This is a genomic window from Streptomyces sp. NBC_00096 (assembly GCF_045041305.1).
Taxonomy (GTDB): domain Bacteria; phylum Actinomycetota; class Actinomycetes; order Streptomycetales; family Streptomycetaceae; genus Streptomyces.
Genome location: NZ_CP108221.1, coordinates 3,482,781 through 3,504,370, shown reverse-complemented (window position 1 = coordinate 3,504,370; position 21,590 = coordinate 3,482,781). Strand labels below are relative to the sequence as shown.

Below are 21,590 nucleotides of genomic sequence, written 5' to 3'. Positions count from 1 at the left end.
ACGGCGCCACCGCTCGGAGGACACACCTCCTCATCGGCGCCGTCGATACTCAGCAATCACTTGAGGTCCGTAGACCATGACCATGACGACCACTCCAGAGCCGGCAACTGCATAGCCTTCGATCGCCTGCGGAAGGTCCAAGGATGCAACAGCAAACACCGCCACGACCGTGAGAACCACCGAGATCGCTGCCCGGGCGGCATCCAGTGCACGGGCACGGGCCGGTTCGACTCCCTCTAGATCTTCCCTGTCGACCAAGAGGCCGATACGGCCCTCGGCGTAGCGGCCTGCAATGGTCAAGAGAAGCTCGGCCAGCTGGCGCAAGGCCACGCTGGGGTTCCTATCAAGCTCCTGCTCCACAGCATGCAGCTTGCCGACAACCAGCTGGGCATGAGCCTTGAGTGCGGGGCGACGCCTCGACCTCCATGGAACCGACCCACGTGACGTACTCATCCTCAGGATCACGCGAGACACCGTCCTGACCTGGTTCGACACCTCGGCAATCTCCGCAGCCTTACGTTCACCGCCCGCGCTGTAAGCAGTGGCGCAGCTCTCCACCGCTGCCACTAGGGTCCGGACTGTGAGGAACGCCTTGGGCCTCCAGAGCGTCGGGAACATCTGTCGGGTTACGAGGGCCCCCCTCAACCAGGCGGCCAACATGTAGCCCGCCCCGAAGATCACCACCATCATGAACACGACGAAGACCAGGTAGGCGACGGCCATCATCGCGCCGACACCCACCAGTAGGCCGTTCTGCCGCCCGACCCACTCGACCAGCCGGTCCGGCGGCATCGCCGTCAGGCCTGGCCACGGAGACTTCAGTGATGGGATTCGGTACAGACGCGGGGTCACGAGGACGAACAACACACCTGACCACGCCCAGACACACAGCTCGGCAAGCACCAGCCGGTTCTGGAAGCGCGAGTGGCGAACCCCGTAGATCCTTAACATCGCGCGCAGGCGCCTCGGAACGGGCTGCGTGCTCCCCAAGCGATCCAACGCCTTCTGCAAGTTGGCAACTTCTCGATCACCAAGTCGGCGCCGCCGCCGAGAGCGCCAGCCGCCAACCCGAGCCAATGCCGTCGGCCTTGCAGGCTCAGCAACCGAAGCCGGAAGTGTGCCCGAGACCTCTGCGCTCACATCTCCTGCATCAGTGACATCGTCCGTAGTTGGCCCAACAGTTCCAGTTGTCACGTTCCCCCCTCACCACCCGATGCCGCACCAGCACATCGAGCCCCGGGCTATACGGATAGCAGAGCCGTGGGGGAAATAGGGGCGGTTTCCTCACGCACGACTGTTCCACGTGTAGCCAGGGCTGGAGCTCGTCCGCCGTACGAGCAAGAGACAACATTGGCTGATGACTCCGCTGACGTGCGCGTGTACGGACTGATCGCGGAGATCACCAGCCCGACCGCTTGCGGCCGCAATCCTCGGTACCAGCGGCCCGCCTGAAACAGCAACTCATAGGTGATCCGGGTACCTCGCACGTCCATAGCGCACCTTCGCGAGGGGCGTGCCCCAACCGTGCCCTTAGGAGCGGTCAACAGCGGTCAGGGACGGGTCTCGGAGGGCCATCCAGAGGGGCCACCAGGACCTGTTTGCGCAGGTCAGCCATGGTGAGGACTACCTCGGCGCAGTAGATTCCCAAGCTTATAGCGCGGGTTCGATTCCCGTCATCCGCTCTTCCAAGAAGGCCCAGGTCAGCGACCTGGGCCTTCTTCGTTGTCTAGACCTCTCAGAGCCCGCGTGCCATTCGCGTGCCATAAGTCCCCTCACGGGGCGTCAGATTGATCACTGATCCGCCACGGCACACGACCGGGCGCCTACGCCACACGCCGGGGCGTCGCCGGTTCGGCTGCGTACGCCTTGGTGGAGTGCTGATAGATCAGCTGGGCCGCGCCCCGGCCCCGAGCATCCCGGAGCCGATGGCTCGCCGCAAGGCATGGGCGATCTCCTCGGGCTTGAGGTTGATGCTGTCGACCCCCTCCGCGGTCAGCGGGATCTCTTCCAGCGCGTACTCGCCGCGCCCCTCGGCGCTGAACTCGGGGCCGGTGCGGTCCTCGAAGGACCACGTCGCGATGCGGGCGAGGTAGAAGAGCTGGCGCTCGTCGTCGGACTCCATCGTGTGCAGGAGGCGGATGATGTCGGCCTTCCCCGCGATCTCCTCGTGGATCTCCCGATGAAGAGCGGCCTCCCGGGACGCGTCGCCCTCCTCGACCCCACCACCGGGCAGCACCCAGTACACGGGGATTCCGGGCTTGGTGCGGCGGATGACCAGCATCTTGTCGTCCGCGGTGACCAGGACGGCTCGGACTCGTTCGATCATGTTGGTCTGTCTCCTTAGTTGTTGACGCTCAGCGAGGAAGGATGCCCGTCAGTTCCTCCGCACATTGGCGCAACAGTGGAGCCAGTTCCCTGTACCAGCCACGGCCGACGGCCTGGAGCATTTCGGCGAGGGCGACCTGTTCGCCGATCCGGCCGGCGGGGGTGTCCAGGACGTCGGCGAATTCGGTGCGGATGCGTGCGGCGGTAGAAACGGGTCCGCACCGAGGTGCCATCTGGGAGGATCTGAGACCACCAGACCGAGGGATCGAGCCGACCGGACACGATTCCTCGAACTGGTACCTGAGCTGGCTCGACCGCACCGAGCAACAGCTCGAGACATGACTGGGTGAGGACGATGCAGTACTGCGAGCGCCATGAAATGCACAACTGCGCGGACTGCACTCCCCGCGCACCACGCAGCAGCGTGCCCACGAGTGAATGGGACGGCTGGCCGGCGGCTGCGAGAGCTGCGACGCGACGCAATAGGGCCGTTTGATCCCGAGCCCGCCGTGGCCCCATGCACCCATGCTCCCACCTACCTCTTGGGGTCACGGGTATGTCCGGTTTGCCTGACTCGGGAGGGATCTCGCGTAGCAGCGACATGCTCACCCCACGTCGGGCAGGATCGGATGGGTTCGTCAGACATCTCACCAGAGGGGTCACCACCTTGAACGCGTCCACGGTCCAGAACGCCCGCCGCTTGGTCGCTCTCTTGGCCACAGAGGACCCCGAGATGTCAGCGCGTGAGCTGCTCGAGCGCAGGGCAGCGTCCTTTGACTACGAGGCCGAGTCCGCATGGGACGAGTCTCTGGACCGCTCCTGGAAGGCCCAGCCCTCGGCCTGAGGTACGGCCGGCGCGTAGGCCACCCCCGGCACCCTCCAGCCAACGGCTTGCGGGTGCAATCCGGCGCAAGGACGGCCTACCAACCAGGCCCCACCTGCGGGTGGTCCAGGCGGCTCGCGACTCTTCCGCGGCAGCACTGCGAAGGCGTGCCCCAACCGTGCCCTTGAGAGCGGTCAACGGCGGTCAGAGCCGAATCCTGGAAGGCTTCAGGGAAACGCACACCGGAACCTGTCTACGCAGCTCAGAGGTGGTGCGGGCACGTTCCGCGCAGTAGATTCCCAAGCTTATAGCGCGGATTCGATTTCCGTCATCCGCTCTTGAACGAAGGCCCAGGTCACAGACCAGGGCCTTCTCTTTTGTCCGGACCAATTCACATGACGCGCACCGCTTTCGCACCCCGCGGCGGCCGCATCGCGACACTTGAGACCGGAGTGCCGACAGATCAGCGTCGTCTTCTCGGACAGCTGGCCAGTGTGGATGATCGCGCCCTTCACGTGCCCTACTTCAAGGGATCGCCCTACAGGAGAAGCCTTGCCTGCTCTCCGAGAGGCGGCACGATGGCGACATGCCCTGGGGCCGGAGCAGGCTCTCTGCCATCCCTGCCAGGACGCAGGCTTCCGCTGGCACAGCGGGTCCGGCCTTCGTCAGCGCGTCGGGAGCGCGCTGGCGGGAAACTCGCGCGCCGAGAACCGCGGACCGCAGTTCTGGGTGCCCTCACCCCTGCAGAGGAAGAGTGTTCCGTTAGGGCTCATGCTCGGCACCGAGCGCAGATTGAAAGTAGCCGTGCCCGGACCGCACTGGGTGGCAGCCCTTGCGGCCGACGCGCTGCCGATGTCGAGCTTGGCCCAGAGGGGATAGCAGTCGTTGCCGGCGTTCTTCAGCTCGCCCTTGATCACGAGCGTGGAAAGTGCAGAGAACGGAAGTTCACGTTCCGTGTAGCGCTTCCCCGTGACCGCTGCGCTTTCGTAGGCTTTGGACCAGCCGACTGAAACTGACATTGCTTCTCATGCGGGACGTAAGGTGAGCGGCGGCGAGCATCAGCCCTCATCCCGCGAGCGGGCGTTGTGGGCACGGCGTACCGCGGGGCCGATGCCGGCGGCGCTGCCGATCCCGATACCGAGGCTCAAGCCCATGCCGACGTTGTCGAAGACGAAGAGTCCGAGCAGGAGCCCGACGGCGACGCCGAGCGACATGCCCACGACCAACCCGATGCCTATTGAACGATTTCCCGATACACCATCATGCGTCATACACGCATTGTGACACGCGCAGCCCAGCTTTCCTGATGGAGCGCCATACAGTTTCAACGAAAGCCGGGTTGCTCGGCAGCCAGGATTCCGAGGAGGGCCTCTTCTCGCGGGAGCACTCCCAGCCGGTTGCACATCATGTGGGCCTGATGGAATACCAGGTGCCCCGCGCTATAGCGAACATGGCCGGCCTCGGCCCTCCGAAGGTATGCAGACAAAACCTCCGTCCAGCCCCGTAGCCGGACCCGTACCTCCGGATCGAGTGCCATCTCGGCGGTTCGACCACGGATTCCCGGCTCGTCGGCCTCGACGGAGTTCCGCAGCCGGGTGCGGAGCTCTTCGGCCTTCCGTCCGCCGTCATGCGTCCACCAGGCGAGGTGGCGCTCCCAGAACCACGAGGTGTCGGTGCCTGTGCCGTGGTCCCGCAGGGCAGCTGCCGAGGCGCGCAGCAACAGTGTCGCGAGGGCAGCGCGGTCGGGGTGCCGAGGCAGGTTTCCGGCCCACAGGGCGAGGTTGCTGGAGTGCTGGAAGACCGCTTCCGCGAGTTCGGTCCCCAGGAACCCTCCGTACTTCCCCTCCTCGGGTTCGTAGAGAGCCGTTTCGACTCCGGCATGACTTCCGCTGGACGGCTGCAACTCGAACGGGACCAGGGCTCCACGGCTTGGGACGGGCTCGCGGGCGAGTGATTCGAGTTCGAGGGCGATCTGCGGGAGCCCGCGATGGAGCCGGTCCACCGTGTCGCGCTCGCCGTGGATCCGGAGCCTGAGGTGCGGGCCTTTCCAGTCGGTGTACTGGATGAAGAACCATTGGTCGGCGCCGAGTTCCCGCGCGGGATCGACAAGTGGCGGCAGGCACCGGACAACAGCCTGGTCCAGGTGGTCGAGTCCGCCGGGGTAGAGGCGTGCATACCACCAGTCCGCCTGCAGGAGAGGGTCCTTCACGAGCTCGCCTCCGCGCTGTGGGATATCGGCTCGTTGTCGGGCCTGGCATGGGGTGAGGGGCGCTGCCAGCGCAGCAGGGAGACGTGTTCGGCCGCCCGGTGGGTCCCGCTGTCGTCCCGCAGCCAGTACGCGGAGCGGTCCGGGCACGTTTCGGCGAGCCGGACGGCCGTCGCGTCCTTCGCCTTTCCGATGTGGTTCGCCGCCGCCCAGATGGCGTGGAAGCCACTCCCGCCGCTGTGAAGGGGGACTCGACGGAAGCGAACACCTCGTCCGGCAGACCCAGGCCGACACGCCACCGGTGCACACGTCGGAAGTAGGCCGACGGCTGCTCGCCCTTGGCCGGCTGGGGCAGGGCCTCGGCGGCGATCCGCGGCCTGATCGGTGAACCGCCCGTCCCGACGATGTCTCCGGCGGGGGCGCTCCACCTGGGTGCGACCCCAATCCTTCGAGGGTGATCCACCTGGGCGGCAAGATGGCTCCATGACCTCTGATTCCAGCAGCGCCCCCGTTGAGAGCACCCTGCTTACGGCCGTGACCGATGGTGTCGCGCAAGTCTTTGCAGAGGGTGTTCGCGATGGGAGTCACCTGCACCTCGAAGACGGCAACGGGCTGGAGGACGGTTCACTCAGCCTGGTCCTGGAGCGGTGCGACGAGGAGTGAGGGTTGACCGGCGGTCGTAGTGCGGCTGGGTGTGGAGCTGACATCCACGGCTGACAACTCAGGGCAGGACGAGTGTCCGGCGCTCGGAGCCTCAGGGGCAAAGTGCCAGGATGATGACGCAGGCCTTCTCGCGGGACAGGGAGACCAAGTAGTGACTCGACAGGTCGGTTTGGCCCATCTGCCAGTGAACTTCGCGCGACCTGTCCAGTTGTTCACCTACATCGTCGGACACAGTCAGCTACTGCTCGGAGGGCGAGTTGGCTGGTCAAGGGCGATGCGGGTATGCGGGTATGCGGGTATGCGGGTATGCGATCGGGGCCTCCCCCTGAGTGGTGGACACGCTGATACTGGATCTTGATTGATCCGGAGGAAGCGAGAAGACCACCGATGGCTCTGAAGGACTATTCGGACGAGTTCAAGGCAGATGCAGTGGCCCTGTACGAGTCCACGCCCGGTGCGACGTACAAGGGCATTGCCGCTGACCTGGGCGTCAACCGGGCGACCCTGCGGGAGTGGGTACTGCGGGACCGCGAACGCCGTGGCGGCACCGCCGCTGCTGTGATGCAGGCCGCCGGCCACGGGGCGGCGGTGTCGCCCAGTGATCCGGACGAGCGGGTCCGGCGGCTGGAGGCCAGGGTGGCCGAGCTCGAGGCCAGTGAGCGCAAGCTCGCCACCGAGCGGGACATACTCCGCAAGGCGGCCAAGTATTTCGCCGGAGAGACGAACTGGTGACCAGCCGCTTCCAGTTCGTTGACGACCACCGGGCCACCTATGAGGTGAAGCGGCTCTGCCAGGTCCTGGACGTCAACCGGTCCAGCTACTACAAATGGCTCGCCGGCGCCCAGGCCCGGGCCGCCCGGCAGCGCGATGACCAGGTCCTGGCCGGGGAGATCCGCAAGGTCCACAGCGAGTCCGGTGGCGCTTACGGCTCACCACGCGTGACCGCCGAGCTCCGCGAGAAGGGGCATGTGGTCAACGAGAAGCGGGTCGCCCGGGTCATGAGGACGCACTCCGTCACCGGCATCCGGCTGCGCAGACGCGTCCGCACCACCGTCCCCGACCCGTCGACCACACCGGTCGCAGACCTGTTCCAGCGAGACTTCACCGCCCCTGAGCCCGGGCGGAAATACATGGGCGACATCACCTATCTCCCGCTCGCGGGAGGAAGTTCCTCTACCTCGCGACCGTGCTGGACTGCTTCAGCCGCAAGGTCGTGGGCTGGTCCATCGCCGACCACATGCGCACCGGCCTGGTCGCCGACGCACTGCGGATGGCCGGCTCGACCCGCGGCAGCCTGGACGGCGCCGTGTTCCACTCGGACCACGGCGCCCAGTACGGTTCCCGGGCCTACGCCAGCCTCTGCGACCAGCTCGGGGTGACCCGTTCCATGGGCGCGGTCGGCACCAGCGCCGACAACGCGGCCTGCGAAAGCTTCCACGCCTCCCTGAAACGCGAGACCCTCCAAGGAGACCCCGACTACGGCGATGCCGACACCTGCCGCCGAACCGTCTTCGCCTGGCTGACCCGCTACAACACCCGCCGCCGGCACTCCGCCAACGGCCACCTCAGTCCCGACGAATACGAACGCCGACACCACGCCGCTAGACTCACCCTCGCCGCGTGATCAATAACCGCGTGCCCACCTTCTTGGGGGAAGGCCCATCTTCACCCCTTGTGCTTCCGAGCACGCGCATGGTGAACCGTGCTCCTGAGCCGTTCTCAGTCCCGGGCCAGTGAGGACCGAATGGCAGCCATGAGCTTCTGGCGGGCCTCCCGGAAGGCGCGTCGTACCTGCGCACACTCAGGATCGTCGCGAGTATGGCCGGCAACCACCGCGTCCCGGTAGAGGAGCAGCTGGTAGGCGGCATCGCCGGCCAACCGGGCGACCTCCGGTGTGGCCAGTAGCTCCAGTTGGTACTGCTTCGAGTGCACACCGTGGGCCAGGGTGCTCGCGCGGGCGAGCCGGCTCCGTTCATCCACTGGTAGGTGCTCGGAGCGACTGGCATCACTTATGGCGTCGCGCGCCTCGGTGAGGGCCTCCAGGAACTGGGCAGACACCGTGCGCAGGGTCTCCCTGTCGAGCTCGCCCGTGTCGCGTCGCCAGCGCAGTCGGTCTGTGGCGAGCGTGCTGCCCACTCCGATGACCGCACCCAGCGCCGTAGCGACCAACGATGTCCATTCCATGGGTTGGGAGACTACGACTCTGCCGAGTCCGGCGGCAGAGCTCTCGTGAGTCTTCCTGCTGACGCGCAGCGTGCAGTGTCTGCGGGATGCCGGCCATGGCCCGGCGGCGCAAGCCGCTGTCCAGTTGGCCCGATGACGACTACGTCGCCTGCATCGCCTGGCTTGCCGACCTTGTGCACGGCATCGCCATGGGTGGCAGTACAGTGCCGCAACCAGCGCAGCCACCAGTGGCTTCGAGGTGGGCGAGGAAGGCCGCGATGAGCCGGGGGCGGGTGACCTCGCCGTGGGTGGCCGTCGTCGCGCGGCAGTGGGCCACGGAGGCGTCGCGGCCGTGTGGGCGGCGCGTTCCCGCAGGGTGCGCAGCAGGTTATTCGGAGTGGATTTCTTTGTGTTCGTCCGCCTTCATTGGATGGGAGTCGGAGGTCTCTTCCTGGTCTGCTGCCTCCTTCTTCACCTGGGCGAGGCGCTTGTTGTTCAGCACCGGCAGGACCGCGAGGGCAGTGAGCGCCATGGCGGTGCCACCGGCGTAGAAGGCGGCGGGGATTCCGAAGAACTTCGCCACCAGGCCGCCCGCCATCCCTCCGATGGTGAAAGCGCCCACGGCGACGGACCGGTAGGCCGCCGTGACGCGGCCCATCAGGTCGTTCGGCACGATCCGCTGTCGGAGGGTGACGACCTGGATGGTCTGGATCAGGACGACGAAGCCGTCCAGCGCCATGAAGGCGACGGTGGCCGCCGGGCTGATCGCCAGTCCCATCCCGATGGTGGATCCGGCCGACAGCAGGTTCGTCACCAGGATCAGCGTGCCCAGCGGCATCCACTCCCCGGCCTTGCCGGCCACGAGGCCGCCGATGACCGCGCCGACGGCACCGGCCGCGAGCAGTACGCCGTACCAGCTCGAGCTGACTCCCAGCACGTCCGTGGCCAGGAGTACGAGGATGCCGTAGGTGGCAGCGCTGACGGCGTTGCCCATCGCTGCGATGACGCTCAGCGACCGCAGCGTCGGCGACGACCAGTACCACCGCGCGCCGACGGCGATGTCCGCGGCAATGCCCTTCACTGTCAGGGGCTCCGCGGACGGCTCCTGCCGGTGCCGGGTGGCTGAGGGGATCAGCGCCAGCAGGCCTACGGCGGCCAGATAGCCGCCGGCTCCGAGTACGAACGGGGCCGCGGCCGCGGAGGCGAAGAGGAATCCGCCCAGCGGCGGTCCGACGAACTCGTTGCAGATGACGAACGTGGTCTGCAGCCGTCCGTTGGCCCGGCCCAGGTCATCCGGATCCACCAGGGTCGGCAGCCACGCGGACGACGAACTGTCATAGAGCGTCTCGGCCGTTCCGATGGCGAAGAAGACCGCGTAGAGCAGCGGCATGGAGACGGCGTCGCCAAGGACCGCCAGCGCGAGAGTCGTGAACGCGGCGACGCGGATCCAGTTCGCCGCCTGGGCGACGCGCTTGCGGTCCAACCGGTCCGCGAGGGCTCCGGATATGAAGGCCAGGACCAACCAAGGGGCCCTCTGCGCCACGGTGATGCCGGCGATCAGCGCCGGGTCGTGGGTCACGGTGGCCGCGAGCAGGGGCGCTGCGGCGAGGCTTATTCCGTCCGAAAGGTTCGACGTGGCGGTGGCTGCCCACAGCTTCTGGAAGGGCCCTCTGCTGGGTGCGGGGTCCATGGTCAGTTCTCCTTGGATGGGGCTGCACGAGCCACGGCTCCGGCTTCGGCCACGGCTTCGGACAGCGCGGCCATGGCACGGGACTCGGCGAGCGGCATCGTCCGGACGCACTCGCCGCCCTCGCCACCCACCACGCGATTAAACCCGTCCGCCATCGGGCGGTAAGACCCCCCTGGGGGTTTCCCCGGCGCCCGGCGCGCGGCGCGCGGTATGGTGGAAGGGGATGGAAGTCGGTACTTACATCCCGCTCCAGTCGAGGAGATCACCGTGCCTCAGCGAGCGCAGGACCCCGGGGACAAGCGTCCGTACCACCACGGGGACCTGCGGGCGGCGCTGGTCGAGGCCAGTTTCGAGGTCCTCGCCGAGTCCGGACAGGCCGGCTTCTCGGTGGCCAAGGTCGCCAAGCGGCTCGGGGTGAGCTCCGGCGCCCCCTACCGGCACTTCCGCGACCGCCAGGAGCTGCTGACCGCGGTCGCGGAGCAGACCGCCGTCGAGGCCGCCGCGCAGGTCGCCGACGCGTGCGCGCCGCGGGACCGGACCCCGGCGAGCGGATGGCCGCGGCCGCCGAGGCCCACACCCGGCACGCCATCACCCGGGGAAGGGCGATGGACGCCGTCCTCCCCACCGCCCTGCGGCTCGAACGCGACGGCCTGCTCGCCGCGGCCTCCCGGAACATGCGGGAGGACCTCCAGCAGCTGCTCCAGCAGGCGAGCGGCTCCGATCCGGCCGAACGCGACACGCAGTTCGAGCAGTACCTGGCGACGGTCCGCGGCTACGCGGACCTGTTCGAGGCCGGGTACTTCCCACCGGCCCACCACACGGTCGACGACGTCGCCGCCCGCGCCGCCCAGGCGGTCAACGCCCTGATGGCCGGGTGGAAGACCGCCCGGCAGCAGCTGTGAGCCTCCGGCTGCCCGCTCCTCACACCCGACACCCCCACCCCCCACACCCCACCCGACGGAGAGCAGCATGGCTACGTACCTCCCCGGCGGCACGCTCACTCTGGGCGCCGGCGGCGGGAACTGGGCACCGGCGCTGGATCCCGCAGACATCAAGCAGCAGGTGTACGAGAACCTGGAGCAGCTGGGGCTGGAGACGCTGGACCTCGTCAACCTGCGCGGCCCGTCGGACTCCCTGGAGACGGTCAGCGACGGGCCGCTGTCCGAGCAGTTCGGGGCCCTCGCGGAGCTGCGGCAGCAGGGGCTGATCCGGCACCTCGGCCTCAGCAACGTATCGGAACGCAGCCTCACCGAAGCGCAGGCGATCGCGCCCGTGGTGTGCGTACAGAACCACTACAAACCACTACAACCTCGCCCACCGCACGCACGACGCCCTCGTCGACCGGTGCGAGGCCGAAGGCATCGCCTTCGTCCCGTTCTTCCCGCTCGGGGGCTTCTCCCCGCTCCAGTCGCAGGCCCTCACCGATGCCGCGGCGGCGGTGGACGCGTCCCGCCAGCAAGTGGCCCTGGCCTGGCTCCTGCAGCGGTCCACCACGATGGCGCTCATCCCCGGCACCTCCTCCATCGGCCACCTCCGCGACAACCTCGCCGCCGCATCGCTGGAGCTGCCGGCGGACGCCGTCGTCGAGCTCGACAAGATCGGGACCGCGACGGGCTGACGCCAGCGGGCTGACGCCAGCTGACTGACGCCAGCGGACTGACCTCAGCGGGCCTGCGCCAACGGGCTGACATCAACAGGCCGGCGCCAACGGCCCGGCGCCGATCCCTCCTTCGAGCACCACACCCCTGCCGATCCGCCCCGGCGGGCGCCTAGGATCACGACCATGGCCTTGATCGCGAGTGACGTGGACCGGTTCGAGACCGCCAGGCCCCGGCTGGAAGCCATTGCCTACCGGCTGCTCGGCTCGGCGAGCGAGGCGGAGGACGCGGTGCAGGAGACGTTCCTGCGCTGGCAGGCGGCCGACGTCGGGCGGATCGAGGTACCCGAGGCCTGGCTGACGAAGGTGCTCACCAACTGGTGTCTCAACATGCTCACTTCGGCGCGCGCCCGGCGTGAGACGTACGTGGGGAGGTGGCTGCCCGAGCCGCTGCTCACCGGGGACCCGATGCTCGGCCCGGCCGACACCGCCGAGCAGCGCGAGTCCGTGTCGTACGCCGTCCTCGTCCTGCTGGAGCGCCTCTCGCCGGGCGAGCGGGCGGTGTACGTGCTGCGCGAGGCCTTCGACTACCCGCACCGGGAGGTCGCCGAGATCCTGGAGATCACCGAGGCGGCCAGCCAGCAGCTCTTCCACCGGGCCAAGAAGCACATCGCGGACGGCAAGGCACGCACCGAGATCGACGAGGCCACCGCCCTGCGGATCGTCGAGGAGTTCCTGGCCGCGGCGACCACCGGCCGTACCGAACCACTCGTACGCCTGCTCACCCAGGACGCCGTCTCGGTCGGCGACGGCGGCGGGAAGGTCCCGGCCCGCGCGAAGGCGTTCGAGGGCGCGCTCGCGGTCGCCACGTTCATGCGCGGCCTGTTCAAGCCCAGCGCCGCCAAGCGGGCCCACGTCGGTGGCGCGCCCGACATCTACGCCACGACGGCGAACGGCGGGCCCGCCATCGTGGCGGTCGTGGACGGCCGGGTCGTCGCGATCACCTGCCTGGAGGTCACCGCGGAGGGCATCTCCGCGATCCGCAACCAGGTCAACCCCGACAAGCTCGTCCGCGCGACCGGGCAGTGGGCCGCCGCGCACCACGGGGAGGCCCCGCTCCACACCCTCTGAGGGAGGTGTGGCGCAGGTCACATCCGGATCCTGTCAGGGAACGGGGGGCTGTCCGGTTCAAGGGGCGAAACCACGCCGGACAACGGCAGACCCGCCCAGACAGGAGCACGGACATGGAGCACCGCATCGTCGTCCTCGGAGCCGGCTACACCGGTGCCGTCGCCGCCGGCCGCCTCGCCAAGCGGCTGCACCACGAGGACGTCACCATCACCCTCGTCAACGCCGAGCCCGACTTCGTCGAGCGCGTCCGGCTGCACCAGCTCGCGACCGGCCAGGACCTCAAGCCCCGGCCGTTCGCCGGGATGTTCGCGGGGACGGGCGTGGAACTCAAGCTCGGCAAGGTCACCGCCGTGGACGTGGACCGCAGGGTGGTCACGGTCACCGCCGCCGACGGGCCCGGGCGCGAGGAACTGGCGTACGACACCCTCGTCTACGCCCTCGGCAGCGGCTGGAACGACGGGGGCGTCCCCGGCGCCGCCGAACACGCCCACGAGATCTCCGGCCGCCCCGGCGCCCTGCGCCTGCGCGACCGCCTGGCCACGCTGGAAGCCGGCCGGCCCGTCGTCGTGGTCGGCGGCGGCCTGACGGGCCTGGAGGCCGCGACCGAGATCGCCGAGGCCCGCCCGGACCTCGACGTCGCCCTCGCCGCCCGCGGGGCCCTCGGCGACTGGCTCTCGGAGAAGGGCCGCGCCCACCTGCGGAAGGTGGTGGACGGGCTCGGCATCACCGTCCACGAACACACCGCGGTCGACGCCGTGGAGGCGGACGGCGTGCAGACCGCCGACGGCCGGACCATCCCCGCCGCGGTCACGGTCTGGACCACCGGCTTCGCCGTCCACCCGCTCGCCCTGGCCACCGCCCTGGAGACCACCGACCGCGGCCAGATCGTGGTCGACACCACGATGCGCTCGGTCTCCCACCCGGACGTGTACGCCGTGGGCGACGCGGCGATGGCGGCGGGCCCGGGAGGCAAGCCGCTGCGCATGTCCTGCGCCTCGGGCATCCCCATGGCATGGCAGGCCGCCGACGCCGTCGCCGCCCGTCTCGCTGGCACCAAGGTCCCCCACGTCGACATCCACTACTCGCAGCAGTGCATCTCCCTGGGCCGCAAGGAGGGCCTGATCCAGTTCGTCAGCCCCGAGGACCAGGCGGTCGACAGGGCTCTGACGGGCCGCACGGCCGCCTTCTACAAGGAGCTGATCTGCAAGGGCGCGGCCTGGGGCGTCGCCAACCCGACCATGGGCATGCCGACCCGGCACCAGCGTGTCGTACGGCAGGAGACCGGGAGCCGCGCACAGGCGGAGGCCACGGCCTGACCGGGTCACAGGACGAGGGCGTCTCCGGCGCGGCGTGCACGGTGCGCCGGTGACTGGGGGAGAGTCCCGCCTGGCGTTGGAAGAACGTGGTGGTGCCGGGCGAACCCTTCCTCCACCGCGGTCCGGTAGCGGTGGAAGACCTTGTGGTCATGGGCACTTCCCGCCGGGGGCCCGGCCGGCGGGTCTGGGAGCACCCCGTCCTGGTCCTGGCCGGCGAGCACGACCGGGTCGAACCGGTGGACGTCCTGCGCCGCCACCTCCTGCGCCATCTCGCTCGTGCCCGGTTCGAGGTCATCCCGGCCAGCGGGCACCTGCTGCCCCTGGAGGCTCCCCGCTCCGTCGCCGCGGCGCCGGAGGACTTCGCCGCCGGTCTGGCACTGCCCGGTCGGGAGCGGCTTGCCGGGTCGTGGACCGGAGTACGGTGGGAGGACCGGGAGTATTTCGTACACCCGCTCCACGCGGACGTCGTTTCCGGCGATCACTGCACCGGGCCGTTCGCGAACGGCCCGGGGACGGGTCCGCGACATGACCACGACCTTTGACCGCGCCGAGTCCCCGGTGCGTGCTCCCGTTGTCACGGCACGGCTGTCCCTGACCCCGAAGACCGCTCTCGCGGGCCAGCTGGACGGTGCCTGGTGGCCGTACTCCCGTGATCTCGCGGCCGAGCTCCCGGCCCTCGCGGCCGCGCTGGTCGAGCCCTGGGGGCGCATCACCCGCGTCACCGTGAACCCCGCCCGCTGGCCCGTCGTCCCGCACACGGTCTCCGTGCCCGGGCAGACCCTGCACGTGGGCTGGTTCACCGAACAGGACCCCGACAAGCTGATCCTGCTGTCCTACACCGTCGGCCGCTGGGACCTGCTGGTGATCCCGCCCGAGACCGGGCCCGTGGCCGCGGCCCGGCTGATGGCCGCCGCCGCGGTCCCGGGCAGCTTCCTCACCGCCGGCGTCCTGATGGCCAACGAGGCCGCCATCGGGCGCGGCGTCCGGGACACCCGGCGCCAGGAAGCCGGCTGGGAGAGCGAGGGCGGGGCCTGCATGTCCCCCTTCGGGAACCGGATGGACCGACGCGCCCTCCCGCTGCCGGGGAACGGCCGGCGGTGAGCTCCGTGGGACCGTCCTGCGAACTCTCCACCCCCTCCGAAGGGAACACGCCAGCATGAAGTCCATCGAGACCCGGACACCGCCGTCGCTCGCACAGGCCGAGGTGCGGATCGTCGCTCACACCCCCGAAGCCGCCCGGGCCGTCGCGGAGGCCCTGCGCCACTGCTTCGCCGGCGCGGAACAGCGCAGTTACCCCGGTCTCGACGGCGGCACCCGGCTCCACCTCACCGTGGACACGGCGAAACCTGCCGGCCCCGCCCGCTCCTGGCTGGCCGCCAGCAGAACCCCCGTGGGCACCGGCACCCACGCCGACGAGACCTGAGGCCCGGGCTCGGGCCCGGGCCTGGAAAAACCACCGGCGGAGAGCGCGCGGGGTGAATACCTGTGCCCGCGGTTCGAGAATTTAACGGATCCCGCGGGGAGAGTTTTTATCGCGGCGCACAAGGCGGCCCGCAAGGTGGAAATATTCACCGTACGAAGGCCATTGCAGCGTGCTACTGTCGATCTCGGTTGCAGTTTTGGTACCCAAAAACTTCAAGCGCCCCCGGTCGGCTTTTTTCGCCCCGGGGAAGCGCTTCATATTTCCGGTCTTTTTCCGGGCGGGGCATCATCGCGGCGACACGGTGCCCGTACCGTGCGGGCATTGGTGTACTGCCCCAGAGGAGATATGACATGGCTGCCGGCACCGTGAAGTGGTTCAACGCGGCAAAGGGTTTCGGCTTCATCGAGCAGGACGGTGGCGGCGACGACGTCTTCGCCCACTTCTCGAACATCGCCGCCCAGGGTTTCCGTGAGCTGCTCGAGGGCCAGAAGGTCACCTTCGACATCGCGCAGGGCCAGAAGGGCCCGACGGCCGAGAACATCGTTCCCGCCTGACGCTGACGCGCGTCTTGCAGCTGGGGCCCGCATCCCTCGGGGTGCGGGCCCCAGCTGCACGCATTTCCCACAGCTCCCGTTCGATTTCGCATTTCACCCGGCCCGTTCTTGCAATTCCCCGCGCCGCCATTCCGCTGCGGGAATTCCTTGATGCGTGCCGTATCAAGGAAGGTTCTGAATGAACCCCGTACGCAAGAACGACCGCTCCTCCCGTACCCGCGGCGGCCGCACCGGCAGCCCCGCTTTCGGCTCCGGGTCGGGTTCGGGTTCGGGTTCGGGATCCGGCCGGGGCGGCCGGTTCGGTTCGTCCGCCCCGAGCCGCTCGGGCGGCCAGGGCCGCTCGGGCGGCTACGGCCGGCGACCGGCCGCGGTACAGGGTGAGTTCGCCCTGCCGAAGACGATCACTCCCGCGCTGCCCGCGGTCGAGGCGTTCGCCGAACTCGACATGCCCGCGGAGCTGCTGGCCGCGCTCGGCGCCCAGGGGCTGTCGGTGCCGTTCCCGATCCAGGGCGCGACGCTGCCGAACTCCCTCGCAGGCCGGGACGTCCTGGGCCGCGGCCGCACCGGCTCCGGCAAGACCCTGGCCTTCGGCCTGGCGCTCCTGGCCCGCACCGCCGGACAGCGCGCCGAGGCCCGCCAGCCCCTGGCGCTGATCCTGGTCCCCACCCGGGAACTCGCCCAGCAGGTCACCGACGCCCTGACCCCCTACGCCCGCGCCGTGAAGCTGCGCCTGGTCAGCGTCGTCGGCGGGATGCCGATCGGCCGCCAGGCCAACGCGCTGCGCAACGGCACGGAGATCGTCGTGGCCACTCCCGGACGCCTCAAGGACCTCATCGACCGCGGGGACTGCCGGCTGAACCAGGTCGCGATCACCGTCCTGGACGAGGCCGACCAGATGGCCGACATGGGCTTCATGCCCCAGGTCACCGCGCTCCTGGACCAGGTGCGCCCCGAGGGCCAGCGGATGCTGTTCTCCGCCACGCTGGACCGCAACGTCGACCTGCTGGTCCGCCGCTACCTGACCGACCCCGTCGTGCACTCCGTCGACCCCTCGCAGGGCGCGGTCACCACGATGGAACACCACGTCCTGCACGTCCACGGCGCCGACAAGCAGCGGACGACCACGGAGATCGCGGCCCGCGAAGGCCGCGTGATCATGTTCCTGGACACCAAGCACGCCGTGGACCGCCTCACCCAGGACCTCCTCGACAGCGGGGTCCGCGCCGCCGCCCTGCACGGCGGCAAGTCGCAGCCCCAGCGGACCCGGACCCTGGCCCAGTTCAAGACCGGACACGTCACCGTCCTGGTCGCCACGAACGTCGCCGCCCGGGGGATCCACGTCGACAACCTCGACCTCGTCGTCAACGTGGACCCGCCGACCGACCACAAGGACTACCTGCACCGCGGCGGCCGCACCGCCCGCGCCGGCGAATCCGGCAGCGTCGTCACCCTGGTCACCCCCAACCAGCGCCGCGACATGACCCGCCTCATGGCCGCCGCCGGGATCGCCCCCCGGACCACCCAGGTCCGCTCCGGCGACGAGGAGCTCCACCGCATCACCGGCGCCCAGGCCCCCTCCGGCATCCCGGTCACCATCACCGCACCGGTGTCCGAGCGGCCCAAGCGCAGCACGACCTCCCGCGGCCGGCGCGGGACCATGTCGGCCGCCCGGCGCGCGGGCCTGCGGCAGGCCGCCTTCGACGCCGCGGCCTGAGAACGACCCGGCCAGGCGCTGACCCCGGCGGTCGCGGGCCGTTCACCCCGTACGCCGAACCACGTCACCGCGGCCGGACCATTCACCTCCCCTTCTCCCTGTGAGGCACCATGCGCTGCGTCATCGCCCGCTTCCCGTTCGACCTGACCAAGAGCGGCGTCCTGGAAACGATGAAGGACGTCAAGCCGGAGGAGGTCCTCGCCGAGTCCGTGATCATCGGCCGTCGCACCTACCCCGTCAAGCAGGTCGGCCAGGTCATCACCCGCCAGGACCGCCGCGACTTCAGCGTCGGCGAAGTCCTCCGCGCCATGACCCAGCTCGGCTTCACCTGCCGCGGCCTTCCCCGGGCCGCCGTGCCCGCTCGCGTCCTCAGCCCGCTCCAGCAGGCCGCCGCGATGCTCGGCAACCCCGCGACCGCCTGACCGCCTGACCGTCTGGCCGCTTGACCGTCCGAACAGTGAGAAGGGCCCGACCGGCACAAGCCGGTCGGGCCCTTCTCGCGTACCGACGGCCTATCTCCCCCCGGAACACACAAAAATCTATCCTGGCCGGAGTAGACATTGGGTTGTGACGTGGCTATGGTTTCTCTCGTAGCCAGAGAGACCGAAGGGCCCGGCAGAGACGAACTGCCGGGCAGCAGTACGCGCAAGTGCAGTGCGCAGCAGTGAAGTCAGTGAGCGGTACCCCGGTGAAGGCGTCGGCTGCGGACGCGTGCACCGGGTGCAGTGAGCAGTCCCCCGCTGGATAAGCAGTTGATCACCGAGGGAAGAACGGAGGAGCCGAGCGCCATCAGGATCGCCCGGGCAGGAGTCGTGGGCCCGGGTACCGCAGGACATCGATAGTGAGGTGGTCTCCGGTCAAGCAACCGCGATCCCCGCACTCCCGGCAGCGATAGGGCCGGGTCGGCGGAAACAGAAGGCCGGTGCAGTATCGGGGCCGGCAGATGGTGTAGTAGTTCCTTCGGGGCCCTGGTGCCATAGGCGCCAGGGCCCCTCCGCGCGTTCCACGAGAGAGGTGCAATGACAGCAGACGCTTCGTTCGACCGTCTTGACGACGACGACTACCCCGCCTACACGATGGGCCGGGCGGCAGCCATGCTCGGCACCACCCAGGCCTTCCTCCGCGCCATCGGGGAAGCCCGCCTCATCACCCCGCTCCGCTCCGACGGCGGCCACCGCCGCTACTCCCGGTACCAGCTGCGCATCGCCGCGCGCGCCCGGGAACTCGTCGACCAGGGCACCCCCATCGAGGCCGCCTGCCGCATCATCATCCTCGAGGACCAGCTCGAAGAGGCTCAGCGCATCAACGCCGAATACCGCCGCGCCGCCGATCCCTCGGCGCCGTAGGCCCCGTAGGCCCCGGTCCGGGTCCGGAGAGCCCGGAGCCGCCGGCGCGGTTCACGCGCTGGGCTCCAGGCAGGTCCGCAGGACGGCCCGGGTCCGCTGCTCCGGTACGGTCTTGTAGGCGGCGGCCACCCGTACCAGCCAGGCGACTTCGCCGTCCTGGTCGGTGGCCTGCCTGCCCTCGAAGGCGGCGGCCTTGCCCGCGGGCGTGCCCTCGGCCTTGGAGATCAGGGCCGCCTTGATCCAGTAGGCGTCGGCGAGCGAGCCCGCCTTCACGGGGTCCGCGTCCTCGCCCTCGGCGGCCTCCTTGGCGGCGGTCAGCAGGCTGTCGGGCACGTAGTGCCGCAGCTTCTCCACCGCGTCCGCGATATCGGCCGCCCAGCGGTCCACGCGCAGATCCGCAGGGGTGTCGAAACGGGTCAGCTCCCGGGTGAGCGAGGCCGGCGGGGCGAAGGGCTGGTCGGGGAAGGCCGTCATCAGCTCGCGCCACAGCGGATGCAGGTTCACCTGCGCCCGCCACAGCCGGGCCCGCCGCCATCCCTTGCTGCAGGCCGGGATGGAGGCGCCGAGCGCGAAGAAGGCGAAGAGCACCAGCTGGGCGGCTTCGGTGGCCTTGTCGAAGGTCAGCGCGAAGCTCTGGCTCGGCTGGTCGACCACGCTGATCCACAGGAACAGGGTCCGGCTGAGGGTGTAGCCGACGCCGATGAACATCGCGAAGGTCATCATGCCGAGGCCCACCCGGAGGTGGAGCAGCTTGGTGTCGGCCGTGGCCAGGGCCCACTGGTAGGCGCAGACGGCGGATGCGGCGCCCAAGTAGAGGTAGAAGACGCTCATGTAGAGCGTGGCGCCCCACTGGCCGGCGTGTTCGGCCACGAACCGGTCCGCGGGGACCGAGCGGTCCACCACCGTGAAGAAGAGCACGGTCAGGAGGACGAGGGTGACCACGGAGGCCTTGGCAGCCACCTGCTGGATCAGCCGGGCGAACCGGACGTGGCGGGGAATCACCCCGCCCTCCGGGAAGTGGCCGTAGATGGCGACGATGTAGCTGAGGATCGCCAGGATGGCGATGGTGGACGTGTAGTGCTTGATCAGGACGGCGAGGTCCACGACCGGGCTGTTGTTGAGGCCTATTCGGACCACCTGGGTCTTGGTCCACAGGGCGATGGCGAAGCCCGCGTAGCAGCCCCACAGGGCGCGGCGGCGCCTGTCCTCCTCATCGCCCCAGAGTGCGGCGGGCATGCGCCACAGGGCTACGGCAGTCATCAGACCGGCGATGAGGTAGCCGGCGAGATCGAGCGCGGTCACGTGAATTCCTCGGGGTGTCGGGCGGGGGCGGGGACAGGAGCGGAGACAGGGGAAGCGGCAGCGGCATCGGCAGCGCCAAGGGCAAGGGCGGCGCTACGAGCGGTGGAAGAGGCCGCGGAAGAGGCCGCGGCGCCGGTGGGCGACCGGCCGGGAGAGCGAGTTGGCCAGCCGTCCGACCATGTCGTCGCTGGTCACGTCCCTGGCCATGCGGGGGATGAGGGAGGCGCCGAACTCGGCGATCCGCTCGTCGTGCGTGTCGTACTGGGCACGGGCCTGGACCGTATCGGAGGAGAGCACCCGCTTGATCAGGGAGGTGTCGAACACCGGCAGCAGTGACCGCAGCTGGTCCGCGTCCAGGCTGGTGCCGTGGTCGAACCACTCGTGGCACAGCTCGTGCAGGATCACGTGCTGGGTCTGGTACTCGGTGGGGCGGCGGCGGTAGAGCACGTAACTGGTGGTGCCCGACTTCAGGCGCAGACCGCAGGCCGCGTTGACGCGTGCCAGCCGTTCGGGCAGTTCCTGGAGGACGATGGTCCGGCCGCGGGCCGCCTCCATGTTCGCCACCAGGCCTTCGATGGTGAAGGGGGCGGGTATCGGGAGGTCCGCCAGTCCGGCTTCGCACTCTTTGCGCAGTTCACGCAGGGACATTGAGGCCTCTTGGTCGTCGTCACGCGTGTGTGACACACGGTCGGCGAGTGTAGCCAACGCGCACCGCCCGCAGAGAGACGCGTGCGCTAGCTCCCCGGTTCCCCATTCTCCACGGCGTCGGGCCGCTGCTTCGCCTTGGTGTCCGCCAGCAGGGAGAGCGCGAACTCCAGCAGTTCCGCCGACAGTCCGTCGTCATCGACGCCCCGGCCCGCCACGCCGCTGATCTCGCCGGTGCGCCGCTTGGCGAGGAACTGGAGTCCGGCGACCACGTCGCCGACGACCTCCGACTCCTCCTTGAAGAACCGCCAGTCCACGCCGAAGCCCAGCCCGAGTGCCTTGAGGATCTCCTCGGAGGGCTCCGTGACCTTCCCGGCCAGGATGTTCGAGAAGTAGCTGTGGGAGAGGGAGCCGCCGCGCTCCTTGACCAACTCGGCGAAGGTCCGCCCGGAAACCTTCTGGCCCGGGAAGGTCTTCTCCAGCATGTACTCGACCTTCTGCCGCAACGACTGCAGCTCGGGCACGTGTTCCTCGCCGATGTCCATCCGGTTACCCACGTTCGCATCATGCACCGGCGCAAGTGCCGGGCTTGCATAAACACTCTACGTCACTGTTAACTACAAAAAACACGGTCAGGGGACCACAGGGGAGTCCCCTGGCCGTGTGAAACACCCCTGCCCCCATCACCCCGC

22 protein-coding genes and 3 pseudogenes are annotated in these 21,590 nt (G+C 69.2%); 15 read left to right on the top strand and 10 right to left on the bottom strand.

Annotated features, from left to right (window positions below):
* Positions 1–30 precede the first annotated feature (30 nt).
* The 5 genes from OG904_RS15390 to OG904_RS15370 all read right to left on the bottom strand — a co-directional run bounded on the left by OG904_RS15390 (position 31) and on the right by OG904_RS15370 (position 5,357).
* Positions 31–951: a hypothetical protein gene (locus OG904_RS15390; RefSeq protein ID WP_405491254.1), complete on the bottom strand. Its 921-nt coding sequence runs from the start codon at positions 949–951 to the stop codon at positions 31–33.
* 934 nt (positions 952–1,885) lie between these two features.
* The gene (locus OG904_RS15385; protein WP_405491252.1) at positions 1,886–2,326 is read right to left on the bottom strand and encodes an NUDIX domain-containing protein; all 441 of its coding nucleotides are present in this window, start codon (positions 2,324–2,326) and stop codon (positions 1,886–1,888) included.
* A gap of 1,487 nt (positions 2,327–3,813) precedes the next feature.
* Positions 3,814–4,167, bottom strand: coding sequence for a hypothetical protein (locus OG904_RS15380; protein WP_405491250.1), 354 nt, complete (start codon positions 4,165–4,167; stop codon positions 3,814–3,816).
* Positions 4,168–4,206: 39 nt separating this feature from the next.
* On the bottom strand, positions 4,207–4,362 hold the full coding sequence (locus OG904_RS15375) for a hypothetical protein (protein WP_405491248.1): 156 nt from the start codon (positions 4,360–4,362) through the stop codon (positions 4,207–4,209).
* 110 nt (positions 4,363–4,472) lie between these two features.
* The gene (locus OG904_RS15370; RefSeq protein ID WP_405491246.1) at positions 4,473–5,357 is read right to left on the bottom strand and encodes a lantibiotic dehydratase C-terminal domain-containing protein; all 885 of its coding nucleotides are present in this window, start codon (positions 5,355–5,357) and stop codon (positions 4,473–4,475) included.
* 480 nt (positions 5,358–5,837) lie between these two features.
* Here OG904_RS15370 and OG904_RS15365 point away from each other — a divergent pair, with 480 nt between their 5' ends.
* Both OG904_RS15365 and OG904_RS15360 read left to right on the top strand, forming a co-directional pair.
* Positions 5,838–6,017, top strand: coding sequence for a hypothetical protein (locus OG904_RS15365; RefSeq protein ID WP_405491244.1), 180 nt, complete (start codon positions 5,838–5,840; stop codon positions 6,015–6,017).
* A 387-nt stretch (positions 6,018–6,404) separates the two neighbouring features.
* Positions 6,405–7,641, top strand: a pseudogene (locus tag OG904_RS15360) (IS3 family transposase).
* Positions 7,642–7,736: 95 nt separating this feature from the next.
* Here the strand turns inward: OG904_RS15360 and OG904_RS15355 are convergent.
* Positions 7,737–8,201 (bottom strand): hypothetical protein, encoded by a 465-nt coding sequence (locus OG904_RS15355; RefSeq protein WP_405491242.1) that lies wholly within the window; start codon positions 8,199–8,201, stop codon positions 7,737–7,739.
* A 367-nt stretch (positions 8,202–8,568) separates the two neighbouring features.
* Positions 8,569–9,870, bottom strand: a complete 1,302-nt coding sequence (locus OG904_RS15350; RefSeq protein WP_405491240.1) for an MFS transporter — start codon at positions 9,868–9,870, stop codon at positions 8,569–8,571.
* 210 nt (positions 9,871–10,080) lie between these two features.
* Here OG904_RS15350 and OG904_RS15345 point away from each other — a divergent pair.
* The 13 genes and pseudogenes from OG904_RS15345 to OG904_RS15285 all read left to right on the top strand — a co-directional run.
* A pseudogene (locus OG904_RS15345) lies at positions 10,081–10,332 on the top strand (TetR/AcrR family transcriptional regulator); the annotation flags it as partial.
* A gap of 56 nt (positions 10,333–10,388) precedes the next feature.
* On the top strand, positions 10,389–10,772 hold the full coding sequence (locus tag OG904_RS15340; RefSeq protein ID WP_405498411.1) for a hypothetical protein: 384 nt from the start codon (positions 10,389–10,391) through the stop codon (positions 10,770–10,772).
* A gap of 67 nt (positions 10,773–10,839) precedes the next feature.
* Positions 10,840–11,130: pseudogene (locus OG904_RS15335) on the top strand (aldo/keto reductase); the annotation flags it as partial.
* A gap of 100 nt (positions 11,131–11,230) precedes the next feature.
* On the top strand, positions 11,231–11,488 hold the full coding sequence (locus tag OG904_RS15330) for an aldo/keto reductase (RefSeq protein ID WP_405498031.1): 258 nt from the start codon (positions 11,231–11,233) through the stop codon (positions 11,486–11,488).
* A gap of 165 nt (positions 11,489–11,653) precedes the next feature.
* Complete coding sequence (gene sigJ, locus OG904_RS15325) at positions 11,654–12,598, top strand: RNA polymerase sigma factor SigJ (RefSeq protein ID WP_405491238.1); 945 nt, start codon at positions 11,654–11,656, stop codon at positions 12,596–12,598.
* Between the two features lie 113 nt (positions 12,599–12,711).
* Positions 12,712–13,914, top strand: coding sequence for an NAD(P)/FAD-dependent oxidoreductase (locus OG904_RS15320; RefSeq protein WP_405491236.1), 1,203 nt, complete (start codon positions 12,712–12,714; stop codon positions 13,912–13,914).
* Positions 13,915–14,063: 149 nt separating this feature from the next.
* A complete protein-coding gene (locus OG904_RS15315; RefSeq protein ID WP_405491234.1) occupies positions 14,064–14,456 on the top strand; it encodes an alpha/beta fold hydrolase in 393 nt (130 codons plus the stop codon).
* The gene (locus tag OG904_RS15310; protein ID WP_405491232.1) at positions 14,440–15,015 is read left to right on the top strand and encodes a DUF5994 family protein; all 576 of its coding nucleotides are present in this window, start codon (positions 14,440–14,442) and stop codon (positions 15,013–15,015) included. The genes OG904_RS15315 and OG904_RS15310 overlap by 17 nt, the downstream gene beginning before the upstream one ends.
* A gap of 55 nt (positions 15,016–15,070) precedes the next feature.
* Positions 15,071–15,337 carry a hypothetical protein gene (locus OG904_RS15305; protein ID WP_405491230.1) on the top strand — a complete coding sequence of 89 codons (267 nt, stop codon included), beginning with the start codon at positions 15,071–15,073 and terminating at the stop codon, positions 15,335–15,337.
* A 350-nt stretch (positions 15,338–15,687) separates the two neighbouring features.
* Complete coding sequence (locus OG904_RS15300; protein ID WP_283454069.1) at positions 15,688–15,891, top strand: cold-shock protein; 204 nt, start codon at positions 15,688–15,690, stop codon at positions 15,889–15,891.
* 178 nt (positions 15,892–16,069) lie between these two features.
* Entirely contained in the window at positions 16,070–17,605 is a 1,536-nt protein-coding gene (locus OG904_RS15295; protein WP_405491228.1) for a DEAD/DEAH box helicase, read from the top strand.
* Positions 17,606–17,715: 110 nt separating this feature from the next.
* Entirely contained in the window at positions 17,716–18,027 is a 312-nt protein-coding gene (locus tag OG904_RS15290) for an SCO5918 family protein (protein WP_405491226.1), read from the top strand.
* 597 nt (positions 18,028–18,624) lie between these two features.
* Positions 18,625–18,951, top strand: a complete 327-nt coding sequence (locus OG904_RS15285; protein ID WP_405491224.1) for a MerR family transcriptional regulator — start codon at positions 18,625–18,627, stop codon at positions 18,949–18,951.
* Between the two features lie 51 nt (positions 18,952–19,002).
* Here OG904_RS15285 and OG904_RS15280 read toward each other — a convergent pair whose 3' ends face one another.
* The 3 genes from OG904_RS15280 to OG904_RS15270 form a co-directional block, all read right to left on the bottom strand.
* Positions 19,003–20,253, bottom strand: a complete 1,251-nt coding sequence (locus tag OG904_RS15280; protein WP_405491222.1) for an MAB_1171c family putative transporter — start codon at positions 20,251–20,253, stop codon at positions 19,003–19,005.
* 93 nt (positions 20,254–20,346) lie between these two features.
* On the bottom strand, positions 20,347–20,901 hold the full coding sequence (locus OG904_RS15275; protein ID WP_405491220.1) for a toxin: 555 nt from the start codon (positions 20,899–20,901) through the stop codon (positions 20,347–20,349).
* 86 nt (positions 20,902–20,987) lie between these two features.
* Positions 20,988–21,443 carry a hypothetical protein gene (locus tag OG904_RS15270; protein ID WP_405498029.1) on the bottom strand — a complete coding sequence of 152 codons (456 nt, stop codon included), beginning with the start codon at positions 21,441–21,443 and terminating at the stop codon, positions 20,988–20,990.
* Positions 21,444–21,590: the final 147 nt, after the last annotated feature.

What these genes read in the sequence shown, in the direction of transcription:
- OG904_RS15390 (WP_405491254.1), bottom strand. Translation starts at nt 951, where the DNA reads ATGTTAAGGATCTACGGGGTTCGCCACTCGCGCTTCCAGAACCGGCTG.
- OG904_RS15385 (WP_405491252.1), bottom strand. Translation starts at nt 2,326, where the DNA reads ATGATCGAACGAGTCCGAGCCGTCCTGGTCACCGCGGACGACAAGATG.
- OG904_RS15380 (WP_405491250.1), bottom strand. Translation starts at nt 4,167, where the DNA reads ATGTCAGTTTCAGTCGGCTGGTCCAAAGCCTACGAAAGCGCAGCGGTC.
- OG904_RS15375 (WP_405491248.1), bottom strand. Translation starts at nt 4,362, where the DNA reads ATGTCGCTCGGCGTCGCCGTCGGGCTCCTGCTCGGACTCTTCGTCTTC.
- OG904_RS15365 (WP_405491244.1), top strand. Translation starts at nt 5,838, where the DNA reads ATGACCTCTGATTCCAGCAGCGCCCCCGTTGAGAGCACCCTGCTTACG.
- OG904_RS15355 (WP_405491242.1), bottom strand. Translation starts at nt 8,201, where the DNA reads ATGGAATGGACATCGTTGGTCGCTACGGCGCTGGGTGCGGTCATCGGA.
- OG904_RS15350 (WP_405491240.1), bottom strand. Translation starts at nt 9,870, where the DNA reads ATGGACCCCGCACCCAGCAGAGGGCCCTTCCAGAAGCTGTGGGCAGCC.
- sigJ (WP_405491238.1), top strand. Translation starts at nt 11,654, where the DNA reads ATGGCCTTGATCGCGAGTGACGTGGACCGGTTCGAGACCGCCAGGCCC.
- OG904_RS15320 (WP_405491236.1), top strand. Translation starts at nt 12,712, where the DNA reads ATGGAGCACCGCATCGTCGTCCTCGGAGCCGGCTACACCGGTGCCGTC.
- OG904_RS15315 (WP_405491234.1), top strand. Translation starts at nt 14,064, where the DNA reads ATGGGCACTTCCCGCCGGGGGCCCGGCCGGCGGGTCTGGGAGCACCCC.
- OG904_RS15310 (WP_405491232.1), top strand. Translation starts at nt 14,440, where the DNA reads ATGACCACGACCTTTGACCGCGCCGAGTCCCCGGTGCGTGCTCCCGTT.
- OG904_RS15305 (WP_405491230.1), top strand. Translation starts at nt 15,071, where the DNA reads ATGAAGTCCATCGAGACCCGGACACCGCCGTCGCTCGCACAGGCCGAG.
- OG904_RS15300 (WP_283454069.1), top strand. Translation starts at nt 15,688, where the DNA reads ATGGCTGCCGGCACCGTGAAGTGGTTCAACGCGGCAAAGGGTTTCGGC.
- OG904_RS15295 (WP_405491228.1), top strand. Translation starts at nt 16,070, where the DNA reads ATGAACCCCGTACGCAAGAACGACCGCTCCTCCCGTACCCGCGGCGGC.
- OG904_RS15290 (WP_405491226.1), top strand. Translation starts at nt 17,716, where the DNA reads ATGCGCTGCGTCATCGCCCGCTTCCCGTTCGACCTGACCAAGAGCGGC.
- OG904_RS15285 (WP_405491224.1), top strand. Translation starts at nt 18,625, where the DNA reads ATGACAGCAGACGCTTCGTTCGACCGTCTTGACGACGACGACTACCCC.
- OG904_RS15275 (WP_405491220.1), bottom strand. Translation starts at nt 20,901, where the DNA reads ATGTCCCTGCGTGAACTGCGCAAAGAGTGCGAAGCCGGACTGGCGGAC.
- OG904_RS15270 (WP_405498029.1), bottom strand. Translation starts at nt 21,443, where the DNA reads ATGGACATCGGCGAGGAACACGTGCCCGAGCTGCAGTCGTTGCGGCAG.